This is a genomic window from Mycolicibacterium alvei (genome assembly GCF_010727325.1).
GTDB lineage: Bacteria > Actinomycetota > Actinomycetes > Mycobacteriales > Mycobacteriaceae > Mycobacterium > Mycobacterium alvei.
The window spans coordinates 838,594-861,090 of the sequence record NZ_AP022565.1 but is presented as its reverse complement, the minus strand read 5'-3'; the positions used below and the strand labels follow the sequence as shown (position 1 = coordinate 861,090).

Below are 22,497 nucleotides of genomic sequence, written 5' to 3'. Positions count from 1 at the left end.
CCGAACCGGGCTAACCGCCACCGACTTGAGTCTCGTTCTTGGAGGCTTCAATCGTGTTTTTGGACGGCACGACGAACTGCGGAGGATCCTTGACACCGGGTAGCTGACCGAGTTTTCCCGGCAGAGCCCCGTAGGCTTTTTGGGCACCCGCAAGCCTCCGTTGGAGCCTCTGATCGTCAAACTCCAGCGCTCGAGTACGTAGATTCCTCAGATCCAAACGCAGCCCTAGCCGCGTCCACCATGGACGCCAAGCTAGCCGGGTGAGGACATCGGCTGAATCTCGGACCAGTGTGTCGAAGTAGCCATCGATAGGACCCCAGAAATCGTTCTCGTCCCGAAAATAGTCCACCCCGTCGTCACTGAGTTGGCGGGCCGCATGGGCAAGCACGACGTAATGGCGCACGGCTAACCTCGGGATTCGAGCGACAAGGGCGGCCGTCTCCAAGTCGCGGACCGCCGTGATGAAATCTCCAAAGTCGGTTGAATCAGGATCGGTCGCCCATCGCTTTGTCTCCGTCGTGGCGATGGCTCTGAGAATCCCGCTACGCACCTCCCGACGTGAGCGGCCCCCGCCGAACCAGTTGCCGATCACGGACCCGGCACCGAGCGCACCGAGGAGCGGGACCAATTCCAGTGGATCCATTCCCTCACACTAGCGTCGAGCAACTACCACGAGCGGGCAGTGTTCGGTCGACCGCGACAGCATTGATCACGAGCGCTGACCTAACTAGTTGGTTTCTGCCTGGTTGCTCTGCCGCCGCGACGTCAGGGCAGGCCGGCCACGTGCCCCCGGCGTGGGCATACCTGCGCAGCTGTCTTTCTCGCCGGGTTGTCGTCCGAGGGGTTGCGGTTAGCCGCTAGAAAGCCAGATCGCCGAGACGCACACCTAGTGCTTGGGCGACCGACTTCAACACGACCGGCGAGAGCGACTCGCGATTGCCGGGGATCGTGAGTGATTGCTTCCCAACATGTTTGAGACGAATGTGCGAACCTTTGCCGCGACCAGGCTCAACCTTCCACCCGAGTTCTTCCAGGTGGCGGATGGCTTTTCGACTGCTCACGGAGGGAAGCGCAGGAGCGTGGCCGATCCAGGGCAGGATCGGTTGCTCGCCCTTCGGGACGAGCACGTGTGTGATGCGCTGGCAGTCGAACAGACCACGACGCAGGTGCGGGGCCAGGTTCCACTCGCTGGCCGCCCGTATGGGCGAAACGGCTGCTTCGTGCACTTGGCTCATCAGCGCCCGTTGCGCGTAGTCGAATGTCCGGTCATGGAGGTAGCGGCCAGCTTCGCGGTAGCTGGGCGGAAGGGCACGAAACCACTCCGGAAGCATCGCGATGGTCGCATCCCGGACAACCTTGGCGACTCCTCGGCGGTAGAGATCTTCTTTCTTGAAACGGCGATACATCTCCGCGCACGCGAGCGATTCTTCGAGCACGTCATCAGATCCCTGCTTGATGAGCGGGATGAATACCCCCTTGGAGTAGGGGAGGTAGCGCCGTGTCCGCTCCACCATTTCGAATCGGATTGCCAACGATTCGATCTTGTGGTGGTACGCCTCATGTAGGTAGAGCACCGACATGGCTGCTCGGCACGCACCCATGACGTTGGCCGGTTGCCCGCGTTCGGGCTCAGGCAGTCGGTTGAGGATGGCTACGGCGACGTCGAAGACGGCCGACTCCCGAATGTAAATGGCCGAGCCGAGGCCGAAATAGTGAATCGGCGTGTACCAAGCGAGCGCGTCCAAGACATCACGCGGCGGAACCAGGAACCCGCCGCTGGCGCGCTTGCGGACTTCGTCGATGACCGCAGACTGCCCGATCGGTAAGTCATCAAGCGGCGAATCGGCCATTCGGTCATTTGGATGGATCTGCGTCCAGTCCGGCTCGTAGATATCGGCGTCTTCTGGATCACCGGGCCAGGGGCCGACGCTGTCGAGGTCAACGAGGTCCATGTCCACGAGGGTGTCGACGACTTCGGGAAGCCAGAGCGGGTCAGCCACGGGGCGATCCTGCCACAGCATTGCTGGTCCACTGTGAAGCGAGACGTCGGGCCTCAAATCCGCGTGTCAGACGTGCCACCCAGCTACGGTTTGGCCCTGTGGGGGTGTCACCGAAAGCAGAAGCAGACCAACTGTCACCGGGGCAGCGGTCGACGATCCGTCGTGCCGTGCAAGAGGCGATCGATGCACACGGCCAGGAGTGGGCGATGCGCAACACCTGCGCCGAGCTCCAGGAGAAGTACGGCATCTGCTACGACACGATCGATTACCTGCTCCACGACGAACTGCCGGAGGCATTGCCCGAAGAGCTTCTGACCGCCGGTCAGCGCAATCGCATTCGCCGAGAAGTCCGGGAAGCCACCGCCACCGCGAAGCCCCACCAGCGAAGCCAGGCCGTCGTCGCAGCAGTGACGAAGCTTTCTGAACACCTGGGCCTCTCCGAGGACGCTATCCGCGCGGTTGTCGGTGCGGACGGCGATACTGTTCCCCCAACCAAACTGACCGGAGGATCACCTGTGCCCGTAGCTGCGCCGTCCCTGCCAGAACCCGGTCAGGTCGTCGAGGTACGCGGTGCGACATGGGCGGTTGCCAACGTCGCGGCGCAGGGTCTACCGCGCAGCCCCGCCGACGACACGGCCGCGCAGCTCAATCACATCGTCGATCTGCAGTCACTCGACGAGGACCGGCTCGGCCAGCAGTTGTCGGTGATCTGGGAGTTGGAGGTGGGCCAGACGGTCACCCCGGCGCAGGGCCTGCCGGAGCACATCACCCGGGAGGGGTTTGACGATCCGGCTACGTTGGCGGGCTTCATCGACGCGATGCGCTGGGGCGCGGTCACCTCGGCCGACCCGAACCGCTACCAGGCGCCGTTCTGGTCCGGTGTGGTCGTGGAGGCCTATCAGCTCGAACCACTCAGGCGCGCCCTGACGAGCCCGCGGACCAACTTGCTGCTGGCCGACGACGTCGGGTTGGGCAAGACCATCGAGGCCGGCCTGGTCCTGCAGGAGCTGTTCTTGCGGCATCGGGCCCGCACCGCGGTGATCGTGTGCCCGCCGAGCCTGGCACTGAAGTGGCAGGACGAGATGCGCGACAAGTTCGGTCTGCAGTTCGTCATCGTCAACAGCGAGCTGATGGCGCAGGTGCGCCGCACCCACGGGCTGCACGCCAACCCGTTCCAGCTCTACCCGCGGGTGATCGTGTCGATGGCGTGGCTGCCGCAGGTGCGGTGCCAACGGCTGCTGCGCGACGTCTACGCCCAGGCCCGTAACCCGAAGGTGGGCAAGCGGTTTGCCTTCGATGTCCTCATCGTCGATGAGGCCCACCACGTCGCGCCGTCGAGCCCGTCGGCGGTGGCCGGCGGCCGCGGCTATTCGGTGGACACCCAACGCACCGTGGCGGCCCGTCAGCTTGCCGACAAGTGTGAGCACCGGCTGTTCCTGAGCGCCACCCCGCACAACGGGCATCCCGAGTCGTTCACCGCGCTGATGGAGATGATCGATCCCCGCCGGTTCTCCCGTGGCGCGCTCCTGGACGCCAAAGCGTTGAAGGACGTCACGGTGCGTCGGCTCAAACGCGACCTGACGGGCAAGGGGTTCAAGGACCGCGAAGTCAAGATCCTGAACTTCACACCTGATGACAGCGAGCAGGAGATGTTCGCCCTGCTCGACGACATTGTCACTCGCAGCGCCAAGAAGAACGGCACCAAGCCGGGCGGTGACATCGTCACCATGCTGCTCAAGAAGCGATTCTTGTCCAGCCCCTTCGCTTTTGGCATGACGATCGGCCACTACGTGGATGCGCGGACCGGCCGCGGACTCTCCGACGACGACTACGACGACATCTTCGGTGACGGTCAGGCCGACGAGGAAGAAGGCCTGTGGGAGCAGGACGAGGCCGAGCGGCTTCGTGAGTCGAAGGCCTCGGACCCGCTCAGCGCGGCCGAGCCGGGACAGCTGGAGAAGCTGGCCGAGTGGGGGCTGAGCTACGAGGGGCGCCCGGATTCCCGGCTGGAACGGCTGATCACTTTCCTGGACGCGGTGTGCCGGCCCGGCGGCAAGCATTGGTCCAACGAGCGGGTGGTGGTGTTCACCGAATACGCCCATACCCTCGGCTGGTTGCAGCGGGTCTTGGCCTCCCACGGCTACACCGACCGGTTGGCGGTCATCGAAGGCCAAACGCCCACCGAGGACCGCGAACTCATCCGGTTGCAGTTCACCGCGGACCCGGCCAAGGAGCCGGTGCGGGTGCTGCTGGCCACCGATGCAGCGGGTGAGGGTATCGACCTGCAAACCCACTGCCACCGGTTGGTGAACTTCGACATCCCGTTCAACCCGTCGCGGCTGGAGCAGCGCATCGGTCGCATTGATCGCTACGGCCAAACCGAGACACCCGAGGTCCATCACTTCGTTCCCGACGACAAGTCCTCCACCTATGGGGCCGACGCGGAATTCATGGCCCGCATCGCCCGAAAGATCGCCCAGGTCGAGGTGGATCTGGGGTCGGCCAACCAGGTGATCGGCGAGGAGATTCAGGAGCATTTCGCCCGCCGCACCCCTGCCACACGCAAAGCCAAGGGCCTCGACGGCAATCAGGTGATCCAAGAGACGCTGGCCGGAGGTATCGAACTCAACGCACGGTTGACGGAGCTGGAACGCGGCTATGACGCGTCACGCGCCGATCTGCATTTGGAACCGGAGAATCTGCGCCGCGTGGTCGACACCGCGTTGCGGATCAATCATCAGTTGCCGTTGCAGCCGATCGGTGACCCGGACACCGACGCCGAGGTGTTCGAGGTGCCGGCGTTGAGCCCAGGGTGGCAGGACACCCTCAAAGGCTTGGAAACCCGGTTGGAACCCGATGTGCTGCGGCCGATCACGTTCGACCCGGCCGCCGCGGAAGGACGCAGCGACCTGGTGTATGTGCACCTCGGGCACCCGATCGTGCAGAAAGCCCAACGGCTGCTGCGTAGTTCGTTGTGGAGCGTGGATTCTCCGTTGAGCCGGGTGACCGCGGTGGTGGTCGAGGACCTGCCGGAATCGTTCGTGGCGGCAGTGACCCGCATGGTGCTGGTCGGCCGCGGCGGGCTGCGGCTACACGAGGACGTGTTCCTGGTCGGGGTGCGGTTGAAGGGCCGCCGGGCGATGGCCGAGGAGAAAGCCGAGAAGGCTCTAGACCACGCGCTCGACGCGGAGAAGCTCACACCCGCCGGCCAGCAGGTCCGCGATCACCTGTGCCAGCTGTGGAACATCCCCGACGCGCCGTTGCGTACCCGGTTGGAGGCGTCGATGCAGGATCGGGCGGCGCGCCGGCAGGAATCCGTGATCGAGCAGCTGACCAAACGCCAACACGCCGATACCCAACGGGCGCGCGACATTTTCGCGGCGTTCCGCAGCAACCTGCGCGACTCCCTGGCCCAGCTGCGCTCCAAACAGGCCGAGTCCGAGGCGATGCTGTGGGCCGACGATCAGCAGAAGCAGTGGCGCCGCGACATCGAGGCCATGCAACGCCGCCTCGACGACCTTGACGACGAGGAAGCGCGCGAGGTCGCGGCGATCAGCGAACGCTACGCCGACGTCAAACCGCACACCACCGCGGCGGCCGTGGTGTTCGCGCTCACCCCCGACGACGCGGAAGGAGGGTTGCGCTGATGGCCGCGCGACGACGCCAACAGACCGCCAATGTCGCTGACCTGCACCGGCAGTGGCTGCAACTGGTCGACACCGAAGGCCCGTTCCTGGCGATCGCCCCGCTCAAACGGGTGTGGCCGCAAGGGATGCCGAGCCTGCCCGCGGACCGCAAGGGCCTGCTGGCCGACGCCCGCAAGGATTTCGAACCCGCGTGGGAGGCGCTCGACCGCCGCCCGGATGACGAGGCGACCCTGGATGGCTACCGGGTGGCCCGCGACAAGTGGGTCGAAACCGTGTTGCGGGAGGTGGTCGGCTGGGCCGAGTCGCTGTCCTGGGGTGAGGTGCCCGGGGTGTCGGCGCAGTCCCCGAACCGGGCGGTGACGGTGACCGCGCAGGCCGCACTCACCGGGCCCGACGGCATCGGCGCCCTGGTCTCCGTGATCGATCCGGTCGATTCGCTGCGGCAGGTGCCCAACGATCTGTGGGCGGCGACCCCGGTCGACCGGATGGAAGCGTTGTTGCGCGACAACGGCATCCAGACCGGCATTGTCACCGACGGACGCTGGTGGGGTCTGGTGTGCGCCCGCGACGGCGCCATGGCGGCCTCCGGCATCGTGGACGCACTGACCTGGATCGAGGAACCTCGCACCCGCGACGCCTTCTTCACGATTACCGGCCGCCAGTACATCATCGGCGGCGACCCGAACGACCGGCTGCCGGACTTGTTCAAGGATTCGGTGGCCGCCGCCGAGGAGATCACCGAGGCCCTGGGCTCCCAGGTGCGCCGCGCCGTGGAGTTGCTGATCGCGTCGTTCTCCGAATCCGCCGCCGACGCGCTCCGCCGCGGGCTGCCGAATCCGCTGCCCGAGCACCCGCACGACGCGTACGAGGCCGCGGTCACCACCATGATGCGGATCGTGTTCCTGCTGTTCGCCGAGGAACGCGGCCTGCTGCCGTCGGGGGAGCTGTTCGAGCAGGGCTACGGTATCGCCGGGTCGCTGGATCGGTTGCAGGCACGCGAAATCAACGAAGGCGAGGAGGCGCTCGACGCCACCTCGATGACGTGGCATCGCCTGCTGGCCACCAGTCAGGCGCTCTACGCCGGCGCTTCGTTCGAGGGTATGCGGATGCCCGCCTACGGCGGGTCGCTGTTCGACCCCAGCCGGTTTGGATTCCTGACCGCCACCACCGACCAGGGCGCGCTGGCGCTGACCGTGTCCGACCGGGTGATGCTGCACGCCCTGCGGTCGGTGCAGCAGGCTGAGCTCAAGGGCGGTGAGGCGCGCCGAATCTCGTTCCGCGATATCGATGTTGAGCAGATCGGCTACATCTATGAGGGTCTGCTCGGTTACACGGCCGTCACCGTCAGCGAGACCCACCTCGGTCTGGGCGGCAAGAAGGGTGAGGAACCGGAGATCCCGCTGGCGCAGCTCGAACAGCTGCACGGCGGGCACGACGATTCGCCGAAGAAGCTGGCCGCCGCCGTCCGCGATTGGGTCGAGCAGGACCAACCCTCGGCCACGCCACAATCAGAATCTGCGATCGCCAAAGCGATGGGTGCCACAGTGGAGCCCAACGTCGTCAGTGCGCTGACCCAGGCCGTCGGCGACGACACCGATCTGCGGGAGCGGGTGCTGCCGTGGCTGGGCCTGATCCGTCAGGACCTGCGCGGCCGGCCAATGGTCGTCCGCGCCGGCGGCCTGATGGTCAAGGAAACCCCGTCGCGCAAGAATGCCGGCGCGCATTACACGCCGAAATCGCTGGCCGAAGAGGTGGTGCTGCACGCGCTGCAACCGCTGTGCTACCAACCCGGCCCGTACCAGACCGCCGACGAATCGACGTGGACGCTCAAACCCTCCGACGACATCCTCAGCCTCAAAGTCGCCGACATCGCTTGTGGCTCTGGGGCATTCCTGGTCGCCGCCGCACGTTATCTCGCCGAACGGGTGGTGGAGGCGTGGACCGCTGAAGACCCCACCAACAGTCAACGCGGCGACCTGTATCTGCGGGCCATCCGTGAGGTCGTCGCCAACTGCATCTACGGCGCCGACATCAACGACATGGCCGTCGAGATGTGCAAACTGTCGCTATGGCTGGTATCGCTGGACCGCGACCTGCCGTTTTCGTTCGTCGACGACAAGATCTTCCTCGGCAACTCCCTGCTCGGGCTGACCAGCCTCGACCAACTCCGCAAGCTGCACATCGACCCATCACGGGTGCCATCCACGGCGATGATCGACTTCTACGACGTCGACATCGACGCCATCATCCGCAAAGCTGTCGACTTGCGCCGCAAGCTCGCCTCCGAAATCGACGAGAACGACCCGGCCCGCAACAGCACGGCAAAGCGCCGTCAGCTTGACCAATTGCATGATGTGACAGCCGAATTGCGCAAGATTGCTGATGGGGCGATTGCCGCCGGGCTGCCGCTCGGAGGCAAACCGGGAAGGGCTCTCGACGACGCATACGAGAACCTCCGCATCGCCGTCAAAGCCGCATATCCGGAATCCGGCGAGCCAGATTCGACCATGCTCGACAGGATCATCCACACTGGCCTCACTCCGACCGTGCCGACCGACTATGAGCGGTGGCAGCCGAATCACTGGGTCATCGAAGCGCCCGATGTCGTCGTGGAGCGCGGCGGGTTCGACGCGATCATCGGGAATCCGCCATTTCTCGGTGGCCAGAAGCTCACCGGAGCGGTCGGCACGTCTGTCCGCGACTGGTTCGTCAACAGTGTTGCTGGAGGCCGCCGTGGCAGCGCCGATTTAGTCGCCTACTTCTTCCTCCGCGCCACCTCACTGTTGCAGGCGAAGGGCACAATAGGGCTAATCGCTACAAACACTGTGGCGCAAGGTGATACGCGTGAAGTCGGCCTGGACGCGATGGTCGCCAACGGTTTCACCATCACTCGCGCCATCCAATCTCGCTCGTGGCCGGCCTCGAGCGCCAACCTTGAGTACGCCGCAGCCTGGGGCACGCTCGGCCCCGTCGCCGAGGGCGTGCCCCGCGTCGCCGACGACGTGCCGGTGCGCCGCATCAGCACCCTGCTCGAACCCGCCGGCCGAATAGAAGGCAACCCCATCCGACTCCCAGAAAATTCCGGTATCGCGTTCCAGGGCTGCATCGTCCTCGGGATGGGCTTTGTTCTCGATGTTGCCGAAGCGCAACGGTGGATTGCCACCGATGCACGCAACGCTGAAGTGCTCTTCCCCTACCTCAACGGCGAAGACCTCAACTCCCGCCCCGACGCCTCCGCCTCCCGCTGGGTCATCGACTTCAACGACCGCACCGAAGCCGACGCCGCAGAGTACGTCCTCCCGTTTCGCAGACTCGTCGCCGCTGTAAAGCCGGAGCGACAGCGTGTGAAGCCGGACGGATCGTTCGTGTTGCGCCGACCTCTGCCCGAGCGCTGGTGGCAGTACGGCGAGAAGCGTCCGGCAATGCGAAAAGCGATCGCTCCGTTGTCGGAGGTGTTGGTCGTCGCGCTTGTCAGCAAAACAGTGATGCCGGTAAGGGTTTCGACTGGGCAAGTATTCAGTCACAAGCTCGGGGTCTTTGCAACTCATTCGTTCGCCGATCAGGCTGTTCTGTCGTCAAACCTGCATCAGCTCTGGGCTGTGAAATATGGCTCCACCATGCGCGCTGATGTGAACTACTCGCCCTCCGACGTGTTTGATACGTTCCCCCGTCCCACGCTGACGGATCGCCTTGAGCGCGTCGGACACACCCTGGACGAGGAACGTCGCGAGATCATGCTCCGCCGCAAACTCGGATTGACGGCCCTCTATAACCTCGTAAACAACCCCGATCTGAAAGGCGACATGGATGTCGACCGACTGCGCAACATCCATGTCGATGTAGATGAGGCGACCATGGACGCCTACGGTTGGGACAACATCCCTGTAGACCATGGCTTCCACACCTACCGGCAGATGACTCGCTGGACGGTAAGTCCTGCAGCCCGCGTCGAAATCTTTGATCGCCTTGTCCAAGAGAACCACCGTCGCGCTGAACTGGAACGGCCTTACCAGGCCGCCTCACGCAAGACCAACTTACCCATGGAGGACGGGACACTGTTCACCTGAATGGACGTTCGTCGTTCAACTCGCCGGTGCCGGAAGCTGGGCGACCCAACGCAGGTCGCGCATCTGCTTTGTTCCTGCGGGCGCCGCTTCGGCCCCACTCGGGTCGTGGCTATGGATTCGGGGATCGGCCCGAACTGGGAGAGCGAGATCAGGAGAAAAGTGTGCCTTCCTCGTGGGGGACCTCGATTCGCGCCGAGACGGGTTGACTTGACGGACCCAGTTCGGCGCGGTGATGGTTCTCTTCAAGGAGCCGATCAAGAATCTCGGTGCGCGCAGTTGGGCACATGGTCCAGCGCTCCATCTTTCTGTAAGTATGGAACCCGTGGTCCAGCGGAATATCCGACCACCCATAGGCCTCTATGACTGCGTAGTCGAGTTCGACGTGGATGGCCCGTGCCCGGGCGACGTCGGGGTCTGAGCTATCGGCGATGTGCCTGTCGTTGGCCAGGTTATAGAGGGCCGTCAATCCGAGTTTGCGGCGGAGCATGATCTCGCGACGTTCCTCGTCCAGGGTGCGTCCGACGCGCTCAAGGCGATCCGTAAGCGTGGGACGGGGGAAGGTCTCAAACACATCCGAAGGGGTGTAACGCGGGTCGTTCCGCAGCCCCGAACCATAGGTGATCGCCCAGATCTGGTGCAGGCTTGATGACAAGACTGCCTGGTGACTGTAGCTGTCCGAGGCGAACACCACACAGGCTTCGCTCGGCACCTGACCTGTCGGAACGCGCAGTGGCATCACGGTTTTGCTGACACGAGCGATGACCAACACCTCCGACAATGCGGCGACCGCTTCACGCATCGCGGGACGTGCCCGCAGGAACAACCACCACGGAGCGTCGCGCACTGCTTTCGGCTTGCCCGCTCTCTCCGCCTTGACTTGTTCGGCTAGCCGGGAATACGGAAGTGTGTAGGTCGCGGCGTCGGCTTCGGTGCGGTCGTTGAAGTCGATGACCCAGCGGGAGGCGGAGGCGTCGGGACGGGAGTTGAGGTCTTCGCCGTTGAGGTAGGGGAAGAGCACTTCAGCGTTGCGTGCATCGGTGGCAATCCACTCGTGCGCTTCAGCAACATCGACCACGAACCCCATGCCGAGCACGTAGCACCCGATGTAGGCGATTCCGGAGTTTTCTGGGAGTCGGATGGGGTTGCCTTCTATTCGGCCGGCGGGTTCGAGCAGGGTGCTGATGAGGTGAGCCCTTCGTAGTGGTCCAGTTGTTGTGCGACTCTGATGCCCGGTGTTCGGGCAGGAAGAATCGACGACGACATGGCATCGAACAAGCGCCGGCGGCACACGCCGGATCAGATCATCCGCAAGCTCGCCGAGGGCAACAAGCTCCTCGGGACCGGGCAGGAGCTGGCCGAGGTGTGCCGGCACCTGGAGGTCACCGAGTCGACCTGGCATCGCTGGGTCGCCCAGTACGGCGGCATGAAAGCCAACGAGGCCAAACGGCTCAAGGAACTCGAGGCCGAGAACGCCCGGCTCAAGAAGCTGGTCGCCAATCAGGCCCTCGACATCGACATGCTCAAGGAGATCTCGTCGGGAAACTTCTGACCCCGGATCGCAAGCGCAGCGCCGTCACGGCGTTGCGTGAGCGGTTCGGGTCTCTGAGCGTCGAGCCTGCACGGTGGTCGGCATTCACCGCTCCACGATGCGACTGACGCCGCCACCGATCACCGACGAGGAAGCCGAGCTGCGGGCCTGGCTGCGGAAATTCTCCACCGACCGGCCCCGCTGGGGCTGGCGACGAGCGGCGATTGCCGCACGAAAAGCGGGCTGGGTCGTCAACAACAAGCGCGTCCGCCGACTGTGGCGCGACGAGGGCCTGCGAGTCCCGCAGCGCCGCAAGAAGAAACGTCTGACCGGCATCGGGACCGCGGTCGGCGCGATGTGCCCGATCCAGCCGAACGTGATCTGGGCGATGGACTTTCAGTTCGACACCACCGCCGACGGGCGCACCATCAAAATGCTCAACATCATCGACGAGTTCACCCGCGAAGCCCTGGCGATCCACGTCGATCGCGCCATCAACGCCGACCGGGTCGTCGACATCCTCGACCAACTGGTCGACCAACATGGCGCGCCGCACTACGTGCGCTTTGACAACGGGCCCGAGTTCGTCGCCCACGCGGTCAACGACTGGTGCCGGTTCAACGGCACCGGCTCACTTTTCATCGACCCCGGATCACCCTGGCAGAACGCATGGATCGAGTCGTTCAACGGCCGACTGCGCGACGAGCTGCTCAACTCCTGGCGCTTCGACTCACTGCTCGAAGCCCGGGTGATCATCGAAGACTGGAGGATCGACTACAACGCCAACCGACCGCATTCGGCCCACCGCGGACTCAGCCCAGCCGAGTTCGCCCTACAGTGGACCACGACCCACCAACCCCAAGCCGCATAGCGACTGGACCACCGAATGGGTCCCCCTCACTGATGCGGCGCACCGGCACGTCGTCGGCGACGCGGGGCACGCCCTCGGCGACGGGGCCGAGCGTGCCCCAGGCTGCGGCGTACTCAAGGTTGGCGCTCGAGGCCGGCCACGAGCGAGATTGGATGGCGCGAGTGATGGTGAAACCGTTGGCGACCATCGCGTCCAGGCCGACTTCGCGCGTATCACCTTGCGCCACAGTGTTTGTAGCGATTAGCCCTATTGTGCCCTTCGCCTGCAACAGTGAGGTAGCGCTTCGCCTGTTGACAAGGATCGCGCGCCACAGTCATCGACATGAACATCAACCGAATTAGCCACTGCGTCCTCTACGCGCGGCTCAGCGTCACCAAAGAAGAATCCGTCTCCATCGCGCGCCAGGTCCAATCGTGCCGGAGGTATGCCGAAGCGCGCGGGTGGGAGGTCGTCGGCGAATTCGTCGACGACGGCGTCTCTGCGACCGCCAACCGCCCCGAGGACCGAAAGGGCTGGTCCGCCCTGCTGGCAGCAGAAGGTTTCGATGCCGTGGTGATCTGGAAGGTGGATCGGCTCGCGAGGCGAGTGCTGGACTTCCTTCACGCGGACGAGACGCTTCAGCTGCGAGGTGCCGGACTCGTCGCGGTCGAGGATCCGATCGACATGACCAGTCCGCAGGGCCGTGCTTTCGCCGTCATGCTCGCCGTTTTCGGCGAAATGGAAGCTGAGGCGATACGGGCGCGAGTTCGCGCCGCACGGGCGCAATTGATCAAGGACCGACGCTTCGCCGGCGGTGGCATCCCATATGGCTATCGCTCGACAGCAAACCCGGAAGGGCCAGGGCGAGTGCTTGCCCAGAATCCAGATACCGTCGGCTGGCTCACCGATGCCGTCCGGATGGCGTTGCGCGGCACCAGCGTCAACGCCATCACGACCTGGCTGACCAATCAGAGGGCGCCACTTCCCGAGGGGCCAAGAACAAGCCGGAATACGGGCGGCAGGGTGTGGAACCGACAAACGGTGGACGGACTCTTGCGGAACCCCATTCTGGCCGGGATGACCCCGCACAATCCCGGAAGGGCCAGGAGCGCCAAACGGGTCGACCCATTTGCGGTAGTCCGCGATGAGTGCGGCGCCCCGGTCGTCAACGAGCCACTCGCTGTCATCACGATCGACGAGTTCACAGCGCTGCAGCGCATCCTTGATTCGCGCACATGCCCGCAGGCGCGAAAACGATCCGAGCGGGAGACGACGAGCCCGTTCATGTCACGTGTCGCGCGGTGCGACGACTGCGAGGTCTACATGTGTCGTGGGACCAACCAGAGGCGGCCGGTCATCTATTGCCCGAAGTGCCGACAGACGCTGAGCAGGACAACGTTCGACCCGTACCTCATCGCACGTCTTCTTACGGAGCGGGGAAGCGAACCGCTTGGGGACTCAACCGTCCGGGACCGCTGGGACGCCGCAGGTCGTGATGAATTGGCGCGGCGAAAGGTCCTCTTGACGCAGCTTGCAAGCCTGCGAGTTCGCCGCGGCGTCGTCGGACGCTACTTCGACGAAGACCGTGTGATGCTCCGGTGGCGCCCTTCCGGTTCGAACCAATCCATGCGGGAGCCGGACCTCGTCGGTGGGCTACGGCAGACTGTTACCTTGTGACCGATACATCCATGGACGCGGCTGGATCGCAGGCTTCGTACGCGTTGACCTTCGAGCCGGACCGCACGTCGTTCACCGTCCGAGAGAATCTCGTCGACATCCTGGAACGTGAGCTGCTCGGCCCGATCCACGGTGCCGACGAGCTGCTGCCGTTCAGCCCGCGCTCGCAGTACCTCATCGGGCACATCGCGCCGGTGCGGCTCACCGGTGCGACTCAGGGAAGCGGCGAGCAGGACGGTGTCGCTGAGCGGGGGGTTTTGGTGGAGGCCCGCGCCGACGAGGATGCCGTGTCGGAGGTGCGCGGGGTTCCCGCGTTCGCCGCCGACGAGCACGAGGCCGATTCCGACGAAGACGACGCCGAGGATCGAGCGCCCAAGCAGGGCTTGATGATTCCGGCCTCGATGGGGCTGCGGTTTCAGGTGCCGCCGGAGTTGGCGGCGTTCACGGTCACCGCGTCGTGGGGAACCTACGAGTCGGTGCAGACCGACAAGGTCACCAAGGCGGGCCGCCCGATCCGCCACTTCCAACGGATCCCGGTCGAGGAACCCCGCACCATCCGCCTTGCCGACCTGGCGGCCGGTCAGACCACGACGATCCCGCTGCGCGACACCATCTGCCTGCGGGTCGACCGCTACGACGACGCGACGTTCGGCCGGGTGCTCGTCGAGATCGCGTTGTGTAATGACCGTGAGACACCCATGCCGATCCCGATCGGGATGTGGATGTTCCAAACCAAGCTGCACGTCGACGCCGGCGGGGCCGAGGTGTTCCTCCCGGTGTGCGACGTGCTGGAACAGGACTGGCCCGAGCATGATCTTGAGGTGCAACGGCTGAACCTGCAGTACCGCAACCGACTTGAGTACGCGATCGGGCGGACCTGCTCGGTCGACTGGACCGCCAAAAAGGGTTCGCGGCGCGCCACCGCAGTGTGGACCACCTGGTTGCCGGTCGCCGAGACTCCGCAAACCCAGGCCCGCGATGTCGAGAAGGCGTTGCTGTCCATGGACGCCCTGGCCACGGTGAACGCCGAGCAGTTGCGCTCGGGGTTGGCGCCGCTGGTCACCGGGTACGGCGAGTGGATCGACGAGCAGCAGAGCGGTGCCGAGCAGTTGCCCGACCATCTGCGCGAGACCGCCGATCTGGCGTTGGTGGAGGCCCGCAGCGCCCACAAACGGCTGCAAGAAGGGCTCGATCACGTCGCCGGCGATGCGGAGGCGTTGCGGTGTTTTCAGTTCATGAACGCGGTGATGCGCGATCAACGCATCGCCTCCCAGGTGGCGGCGCTGCGGGCCTCGGATCCCACGCTGTCGATCGCCGACGCCCGTGATGAGATCGCCGGCAAGGGGGAGAAAGCCGCGTCGTGGCGGCCGTTCCAGTTGGCGTTCATCCTGATGCAGCTGGGAGCCTTGTCAGACCCGGCCGCGCCGCTGCGCAGCGCCGAGCACCTGGCACGGGTGGAGTTGTTGTTCTTCCCGACCGGTGGCGGCAAGACCGAGGCCTACCTCGGGCTGGCGGCGTATACGTTCGCGATCCGCCGCCGCCAGGGTGTTGTCGACTCTGCCGACGGCTCGCTGGATGGCCGCGACGGGGTGGCGGTGCTGATGCGCTATACGCTGCGGCTGCTGACCGCTCAGCAGTTTCAGCGGGCGACAGCCCTGGTGTGTGCGGCCGAGCTGGCCCGCCAGGCCGACGAAGCCACCTGGGGTGTCGAGCCGTTCCGGATCGGGTTGTGGGTGGGCACCGATGTCAGCCCGAAACGGTTCGAAGAAGCCGATGAACAGCTGACCAAGGCCAATGAGTATGGGGCGCACCGACTTACCGTGCTACAGGTGCAGCGTTGCCCGTGGTGCGGCACCCCCATCACCGCCGCACAGGTCAAGGCCGACGCCACGGCGCGCCGGGTGTTCGTCTACTGCGGGGATGATCTGGCGCGCTGCCCGTTCGCCAGGGGCGGTCAGGTCGCCGAAGGCCTGCCGATCCTGACCGTGGACGAGGAAATCTACCGGCTCACGCCGGCGTTCGTCATCGCGACGGTCGACAAGTTCGCCCGGCTGGCGCGTGAAGGTGAGGCTGCGGCGTTGTTCGGCTTCGTCGGGCAGCGCTGCGCCCGCCACGGCTATGTGCACTCCGACTACGCGGCGTGCAACATTTCCACCGCGCATCCCGCCACCAGCGGATATCCCACGGCCACCGTGCATCCGGTGGGCCGGCTGCGGCCACCGGATCTGATCATCCAGGACGAGCTGCATCTGATCACCGGTGCGCTGGGCACCTCGGTGGGCTTGTTCGAGGTTGCGGTGGAAACCTTGGCGTCCTGGGAACAACCCGACGGCAAGCCGGTGCGGCCGCTGATCGTCGCCTCCACCGCGACGGTGCGCAACGCGCAGGAACAGGTCCGCGGCCTGTACGGGCGGAGAGTCGAGATCTTCCCGCCGCAGGTGCTCGACGTCGCCGACACCTACTTCTCCCGCGAAATCCCGATCACCAAGGCCACGCCCGGTCGCCGCTACGTGGGGGTGAGCGCCCAGGGGGTGCGTCTGGCCAGCGCCGAGATCCGGGTCGCGGAGGTGTTGCTGTCGGCGGGGCAGTTGTTGTTCGACAGCAGCGGTATGGCAGCCGACCCGTACATGACCCTGGTCGGCTATTTCAACGCCACCCGCGAACTGGCCGGCATGACCCGCTACCTCGGGGATGACGTGCAGAACCGAGTCAAGCGGCCCCGCAAGGACTCCGGGTTCCCGCCGCGCATCGGAACCGACTACGGCTTCCTCAACAAGGGCGAACTCACCGGGCGCATGGCCTCGTCGAAAATCGGTGAGACCCTGGACCGACTGGGGCTGGACTTCGACGCCGACTACGACACCACCGCGGCCTTTCAGGCCCGGATGGCTGCCCAGAAGGCAGGAAAGAAGGTACCTGCCCGCAAGGTGCCGCCGTTCGACGTGGTGCTGGCCACCTCGATGCTGCAGGTCGGGGTGGACGTGCAGCGGCTCGGTTTGATGCTGGTGGTCGGCCAGCCCAAGAACACCGCCGAATACATCCAGGCGTCCTCCCGTGTCGGCCGCGACGCCGAACGGCCGGGTCTGGTTGTGACACTAGGCAACTGGGCACGCCCCCGCGATCTGGCCCATTACGAGCAGTTCCGCCACTACCACGAAACGTTCTACGCCCAGGTTGAAGCGCTGTCCGTAACCCCGTACTCGCCTACCTCCCTGGACCGGGGCCTCGATGGGCTGCTGGTCAGCGCCGCCCGGGTCACCCAGGCCCGCACCGACGACGGACTCTCCCCGGAACGTGGCGCCTGGCGGATCAAAGACCAACGCGCGGAAGTGGAACGGATCGCCGACCGGCTCATGGCCCGCATCAAGGCCGCCGCCCAGGATGAGGCGGCGGTGAAGTACGCCAGCGACCTTTTGGTCAACCGGATCGACCGCTGGGTGGACCGGGCCACCCGCGCCGGCGACATGCACAAGACGCTGGTCTACGAACGTACCGGGGAAGGCGATAAGTACCTGCCACTGCTGATGAGCCCGGAGAACGCCAAGGCCGGCGTCGGCTCCTCCGCCCATCCGCCGTTCGTCGTCGCCAACTCGATGCGCGAAGTCCAGCCGGAGATCAACATTCTGGTCAGCCCGATCCCGGAGCGGCTATTCGCGCATGTACCCGACGGTGCACCGCGCTGGACCCTGCCGGTGGGAGATGAGGACTGATGACCGAAACCGCGCCCGATGAGGTGATGCTGCACGATCCGGCCGAAGCGCTGGACCCGCTGGCCGATGCCGAAGAAGCGGTGGTGAAGAACCGCGCCAAGGTTGGGTCGTCGCGGCCGTCATCGCTGCTGTACACCTACGGGCCGGGTGCCATCATGGACCTGCCCGGGTTCTCGGTGATGCCGGCGGGCCTCGATGACTGGGAACCGATCTGGAAGCGGCGCGAACACGTTCCGACCATCATCGAACCGCGCCTGCTCAACGTGGTCCGGATGCACCTGGGCAACCAGGTAGATGCGCTGCGGCCCTACCCGTGGCAGCCCAACCAGAACGCGTTCGCCAAAGACGGTGCCGACCTGGGTATCCCGGCCCGGGTGTACCCGCAATGGTTGCGCTGCACCGGATGCGACTATCTGGGCCCGCTGCCGCGATTCAGCTACATCAACACTCACCCGTTCCGCCCGGACCTGGCGCAGTTCACCCACAAGAGCTGCCCTGGGCGCGGCGCCAAACGCGGCGGGGCGAAGTCGGGGCGGCGGGACAGCCCCGCGGTTCCTGCACAGCACCTATTGACGTGTACCAACGGGCACCTCGACGAGTTCCCCTACGAACTGTGGGTGCACCGCGGCCGGTCCTGCCCCAAGGCGCAACGGCCCGACCTGAAGATGCGCGACGCCAACCTCGGCAAGAGCGTCGGATCGATGATCTCCTGCGCATCCTGTGGCGCCACCCGCGGCATGGCCGAGGCCCAAGGCTCGGTCGGCCGCGACAAGCTGCCCCAGACCTGCCGGGGACGGCACCCGCACTTGAACGCCTTCGACAAGGAATGCGACGCCCGTCCGGCGTTGATCATGATGGGCGCGTCGAACCTGTGGTTCGCCTCCACCCAGTCGATCATCGTGATGCCCCGCACCGACGCGGAAAAGGCTGAAGCCCTTGGTGATCGACTGCGCGTGGAACTCGGCGTGGAGCAGGTCAAGCAGTTCGCCGGCCAGCTTGAGGTGATCCGCGCGATGGCAGGTCTGAAGGATCTCGACCTGAGCGGGGTGTCGGATGACAGCTTGGCCGCCGCGATCGCCGATGTGCTGGTGCCGCCGGAATCCGAGGAGCAGCGCAAGCAGAAACTCGACACCTGGGATCCGATCGAGCTGCTGATCCCCGAATGGCAGTACCTGCAGAAGCCGGCGTTGTTCCCGACCCAGAAGAACACCAGCGGCCTGATGGTGACCGACATGCCCCGCGGCCCGGCGCTTCCCGCCAACATCAGCCGGGTCGTCGCGGTCAACCAGATGAAGAAGGTCAACGCGTTCCTCGGCTTCACCCGACTCGACGAGATGGACCGCGTCAACGACCTACCCGGCCGACTGGTCAAACTCACCCGCAACGGCAGCCCCGCCTGGGTGCCGGCGACCGAGGACCGGGGTGAGGGAATCTTCCTGCAACTGCGCCTCGATGAGGTGGAAGCCTGGGAGAACGCCGTCTACTCCACGCCGCTGTGGGAAGCCCACCGCGCCGCGAACCGCCGCAACTTTGCCCGCCGTTTCTCCGAGACCGCCAAGGCTGTCGATCCCGATACCCGGCTGCCCGCGCCGCGGTATTGGTTGCTGCACACCCTGTCTCATGTGCTGATCCGCGAGATGGCCATGTCCTGCGGCTACGGGGCGGCCAGTCTGACCGAACGGATCTACGGCTGGCCGGCATCCGCGCATCGGGAGGGCGCGGCCGGTCTGCTGATCTGCACCACCGCGTCGGACAGCGAAGGCACCCTGGGTGGCCTGGTGGCGCTCTCCGAGCCGGTCCGCTTGCAGGGGCTGGTGATCTCCGCGTTGCGGCGCGCCAGCAGGTGCTCCTCAGATCCGGTGTGCGCCATGCGCACTCCCAGCGATCCCGAGGACTTCCTGCACGGTGCGGCCTGCCACTGCTGCGCCTTCGCGTCGGAAACATCGTGTGAGAAGGCCAACCGATTCCTGGACCGTCGCTTCCTGCTGACCCTGCCCAGCGGGGACGGCAACCCGGTGCCGGGGTTCTTCGGGAGCCCTGATGTCCAATGACCCGCTGGGCCGGCTGGGGGAGTACCTCACCGCCACCGAGGCCGAGGGGTTAGCGGTACTGCTCGACGCGGGGGAACACACCACCCACGCGTTGGCGTCGGTGAGCGCCGCCCGGCGTGAACGGGTCGCAGAACTGTTGAAAGCGGCCGGCATTGGGCATGCTTCGCCGGAGTTGTCGGTTGCGGTCTTGCACGGTATCGCGGGCGCGAAATCGGCGCACCGCGACCTGATCCCGGTGTGGACGATGCCGGGCAACGAGGCCACGGTCGGTCACCTGACCAACCAGTTTCACGACGTGGTCGCCGCCGCCCGCACCTCCGTCACATGCGCGACCTACAACTTTTCGCCGTCCTCGAACATGTGGGATTCACTCAAGGCGGCGTCCGAGGAGCCTGAAGTCGCCGTCTGCGTGTACGTGGACGGAGATAAAGGCGACCCGGTCAAGGTGAAGGCGCGGCTGCCGCGGGCAACGGTGTATCGGTCAGCCACCCTGCCCAATGGCAAGCCGATCGTCAGTCACACCAAGTTCATCATCGTCGATCACGAGATCGTGCTGCTCACCAGCGCGAACTTCTCGTACAACGCGGAGAACCGCAACGTCGAATTCGGGCTGCTGATTCACGACAGCGGTCTTGCCGCATCGGTCGAATCGACGATGGCGAGCAAGCGGGGGAGTTTGTATGAGCTGGCGTAGCACTGCGATTCATCGAGAGGGTACAACGTTTACAACAATGTGTCTCTCTCCTCGACGGGGTGTGAAAATGCGCGGTGCTGCTGGATCCGGGCACGGCGGCGACGACCGGGCCCGGGTTATACGAGTTGGTGAGCAGCGCAGGGTGACCTGACCGCGCGGAGGAACGCAGCAGCCCCGGCATCGATCGATGCCGGGGCTGTTCTCTGTGTTCGTGGTGGAGCGGGACCTAGCACGTCCCAGCGGAGCGGAGATGTCGGTCCTAGGTGCGAATATCAACGGTCATGGGGAAGCAGCAGAAGCGCGCACGACGACACCGGCGCATCGCGAAGCGGACAAGACGACCGGGCAGCAGTACAGCCATGCCTTCACACACGCCGGCCGTTCAACCCACAGCGATGGAGCTGCCCGACATGAGTGATCTTCCGCCCGGGATGCAGCGTGTCGTGGAGGCGATGCGCGGGATGGCGCGGCACGCGATCACCGCAACAGCAGTGGGCTTGGAGCCGCTCGATCGGGATCAACGCCTTGAGCTGCTCTCGGGTATCGACAGCACAGCGGTGCTGGTAGCGCTGGGTGAGATGCAAGCCGAACTCGACGCTGCGATGCTCAGCAGTGCGGAGACGTTGCCGGTCGAGGCGATGCGCATCGTGGATTCGCAGTGGTACGAGCCGGTGCGGCAGCAGCTCGCGGCGGGGCATCGGTTGGCGCCGCCGCAGACGATGATCCGGCTCATGCGGGAGATCATCGAAGCTGGCGAGGGGCGCCGGCTCGGTATCGAGGACGACGATGCCCTGCTTCAACTGCTGTTGTCGGTGAACGAGGACCACGACGCCCCGAGTGGCAGGGCAGCTCGGTTCAACGCAATGGACATGCGCCAGATGGACGCTGAGATGCGGGCCATGTCGGAGGACGAGCTCATAGGGTTCGCCAACGAGGTGGCGGTCGATGAAGCTGCGTCGATGATGTTCAACGCCTCTCGGTTACCCGAGCACATGAAGTGCATGACCCACGAGTTCTGGTACCAGCCCTGGGCGCAGAAGGTGGGAGACCAGCTCGGTGCGACCCCCGCCGACACTTTCCGTGAAGCCACGGGGATCAGCATGGACGAGTTCCTGCAGGCGGGCGACGTCATCATGTCGGTGCTCCGGACAGGGCGCGCACGATTCGACCTGGGCACACTCCACGAGCACGGTGTCAGTGATGGAGTGGTGCAGTACATCAAGCGGAACATGGTCCGCGACCTCGACGAGTTCCGCGCTATGTCGCGGCAGGATCGGGAGCGCGGCGACGTGCGAGCACAGCGGTACACGTTCACGCGGTTCCCGTTCCTCGATCTTTGCGACGGCGCAGTGCTCGCGCTTCGAGCTCAGTGGGGCATGGACCGGTTTTTCGGGAACGCCCCCGAGTTCGATGTTCAGCAGGGCTTCGTAGACCAGGGAAAGCCGGAGCGGGCGAAGCAGTTTCAGGATGCGGTCAAGCACCAGTTCGAGCAGATCGTCGGCCGCATCGTCGGCCGCATCGCTGCGAACAGTGCAGTGTTCGGCTCCATCGTCGGCGAGGATGAGATGCAGGCCGCATGGCCTGCCAAGAGGGGCCAGCAACCGAAGGCGTGTGATTGGATTCTGCCGACCAACAATCGGTTTACCTGGCTTATCGACGCGACGCACCGCCCTCTGAGGCAACCGCTGGCGGAGGGATGGGGCAGTGGCGAGGAGTTCGCCTCCAACCTCGAAGCGTTCCTGACGAGCAAGAAGGCTCGTCAGTTCGAGTCCGTGATCGACCACGTGACCGAAAGTGGCTGGGGCGGAGTATCGTTCGCGGACACGACGTTCGCGCCCTTCGTCGTCGTGCCCGACGTGGGACTTCCAGGTACTCCGATGTCGATGATGCTCGTCGGGTTCTGCGCTCGCGAGATGATGGCAGCGTACGGGGGCAGGATGCTAGCGCCCGCTGTCGTCTCGATCTCTGATCTCATGTTGCTGGAGGGCATGGCCGAGACTCCACTGGTTGAGGTGGCCAACCTTATCCGGGCCTGGCGGCAGGTGGGGGTGATGCCGCTGCAGCAGTACCTGGAGGCGTCCGGTTCCCCGTACCGCCCGTGTCCGCAGCACATGGTCACAGCCGCCGCAGAGCTGGACGCGCTGATACGACCCTAACGGGCCGCGTGAGGAACCGACGGTGGCGGCGCCGGAACCTTGGAGTTCATCGACCTCCACCGGGATCCCGCTGATGACCGTTGGTGGTCAGTCTCGGCGTGGTTTCCGGTCGACATG

The 22,497-nt window shown here is 65.2% G+C and carries 10 protein-coding genes and 1 pseudogene; 8 read left to right on the top strand and 3 right to left on the bottom strand.

The window, feature by feature from the left end; all coding sequences use genetic code 11:
- Positions 1 to 10 precede the first annotated feature (10 nt).
- Positions 11 to 643 (bottom strand): hypothetical protein, encoded by a 633-nt coding sequence (locus tag G6N44_RS04055; RefSeq protein WP_163661322.1) that lies wholly within the window; start codon positions 641 to 643, stop codon positions 11 to 13.
- 214 nt (positions 644 to 857) lie between these two features.
- Positions 858 to 2,000, bottom strand: coding sequence for a type II toxin-antitoxin system HicA family toxin (locus tag G6N44_RS04050; RefSeq protein ID WP_163661320.1), 1,143 nt, complete (start codon positions 1,998 to 2,000; stop codon positions 858 to 860).
- Between the two features lie 98 nt (positions 2,001 to 2,098).
- On the opposite strand from G6N44_RS04050, the gene drmD reads away from it, so the two are divergent.
- A complete protein-coding gene (gene drmD / locus G6N44_RS04045; protein WP_235682941.1) occupies positions 2,099 to 5,647 on the top strand; it encodes a DISARM system SNF2-like helicase DrmD in 3,549 nt (1,182 codons plus the stop codon).
- The gene (locus tag G6N44_RS04040; protein ID WP_163661318.1) at positions 5,647 to 9,714 is read left to right on the top strand and encodes an Eco57I restriction-modification methylase domain-containing protein; all 4,068 of its coding nucleotides are present in this window, start codon (positions 5,647 to 5,649) and stop codon (positions 9,712 to 9,714) included. Before drmD ends, G6N44_RS04040 begins: the two co-directional genes overlap by 1 nt.
- A gap of 148 nt (positions 9,715 to 9,862) precedes the next feature.
- Here G6N44_RS04040 and G6N44_RS04035 read toward each other — a convergent pair whose 3' ends face one another.
- Positions 9,863 to 10,798: a type IIL restriction-modification enzyme MmeI gene (locus tag G6N44_RS04035; protein WP_179964476.1), complete on the bottom strand. Its 936-nt coding sequence runs from the start codon at positions 10,796 to 10,798 to the stop codon at positions 9,863 to 9,865.
- Between the two features lie 177 nt (positions 10,799 to 10,975).
- Between G6N44_RS04035 and G6N44_RS04030 the strand changes: the two are divergent.
- From G6N44_RS04030 to G6N44_RS04005, 6 genes and pseudogenes are all read left to right on the top strand, one after another.
- Positions 10,976 to 12,113, top strand: a pseudogene (locus G6N44_RS04030) (IS3 family transposase).
- Between the two features lie 321 nt (positions 12,114 to 12,434).
- Positions 12,435 to 13,769 (top strand): recombinase family protein, encoded by a 1,335-nt coding sequence (locus tag G6N44_RS04025; RefSeq protein ID WP_163661316.1) that lies wholly within the window; start codon positions 12,435 to 12,437, stop codon positions 13,767 to 13,769.
- Complete coding sequence (gene drmA / locus G6N44_RS04020) at positions 13,766 to 17,479, top strand: DISARM system helicase DrmA (RefSeq protein ID WP_235682940.1); 3,714 nt, start codon at positions 13,766 to 13,768, stop codon at positions 17,477 to 17,479. The genes G6N44_RS04025 and drmA overlap by 4 nt, the downstream gene beginning before the upstream one ends.
- Positions 17,479 to 19,530 (top strand): MrfA Zn-binding domain-containing protein, encoded by a 2,052-nt coding sequence (gene drmB / locus G6N44_RS04015; protein WP_163661314.1) that lies wholly within the window; start codon positions 17,479 to 17,481, stop codon positions 19,528 to 19,530. The genes drmA and drmB overlap by 1 nt, the downstream gene beginning before the upstream one ends.
- On the top strand, positions 19,520 to 20,224 hold the full coding sequence (gene drmC / locus G6N44_RS04010; protein ID WP_163661312.1) for a DISARM system phospholipase D-like protein DrmC: 705 nt from the start codon (positions 19,520 to 19,522) through the stop codon (positions 20,222 to 20,224). The genes drmB and drmC overlap by 11 nt, the downstream gene beginning before the upstream one ends.
- Positions 20,225 to 20,634: 410 nt before the next feature.
- The gene (locus G6N44_RS04005; RefSeq protein ID WP_163661310.1) at positions 20,635 to 22,380 is read left to right on the top strand and encodes a hypothetical protein; all 1,746 of its coding nucleotides are present in this window, start codon (positions 20,635 to 20,637) and stop codon (positions 22,378 to 22,380) included.
- Positions 22,381 to 22,497 lie beyond the last annotated feature (117 nt).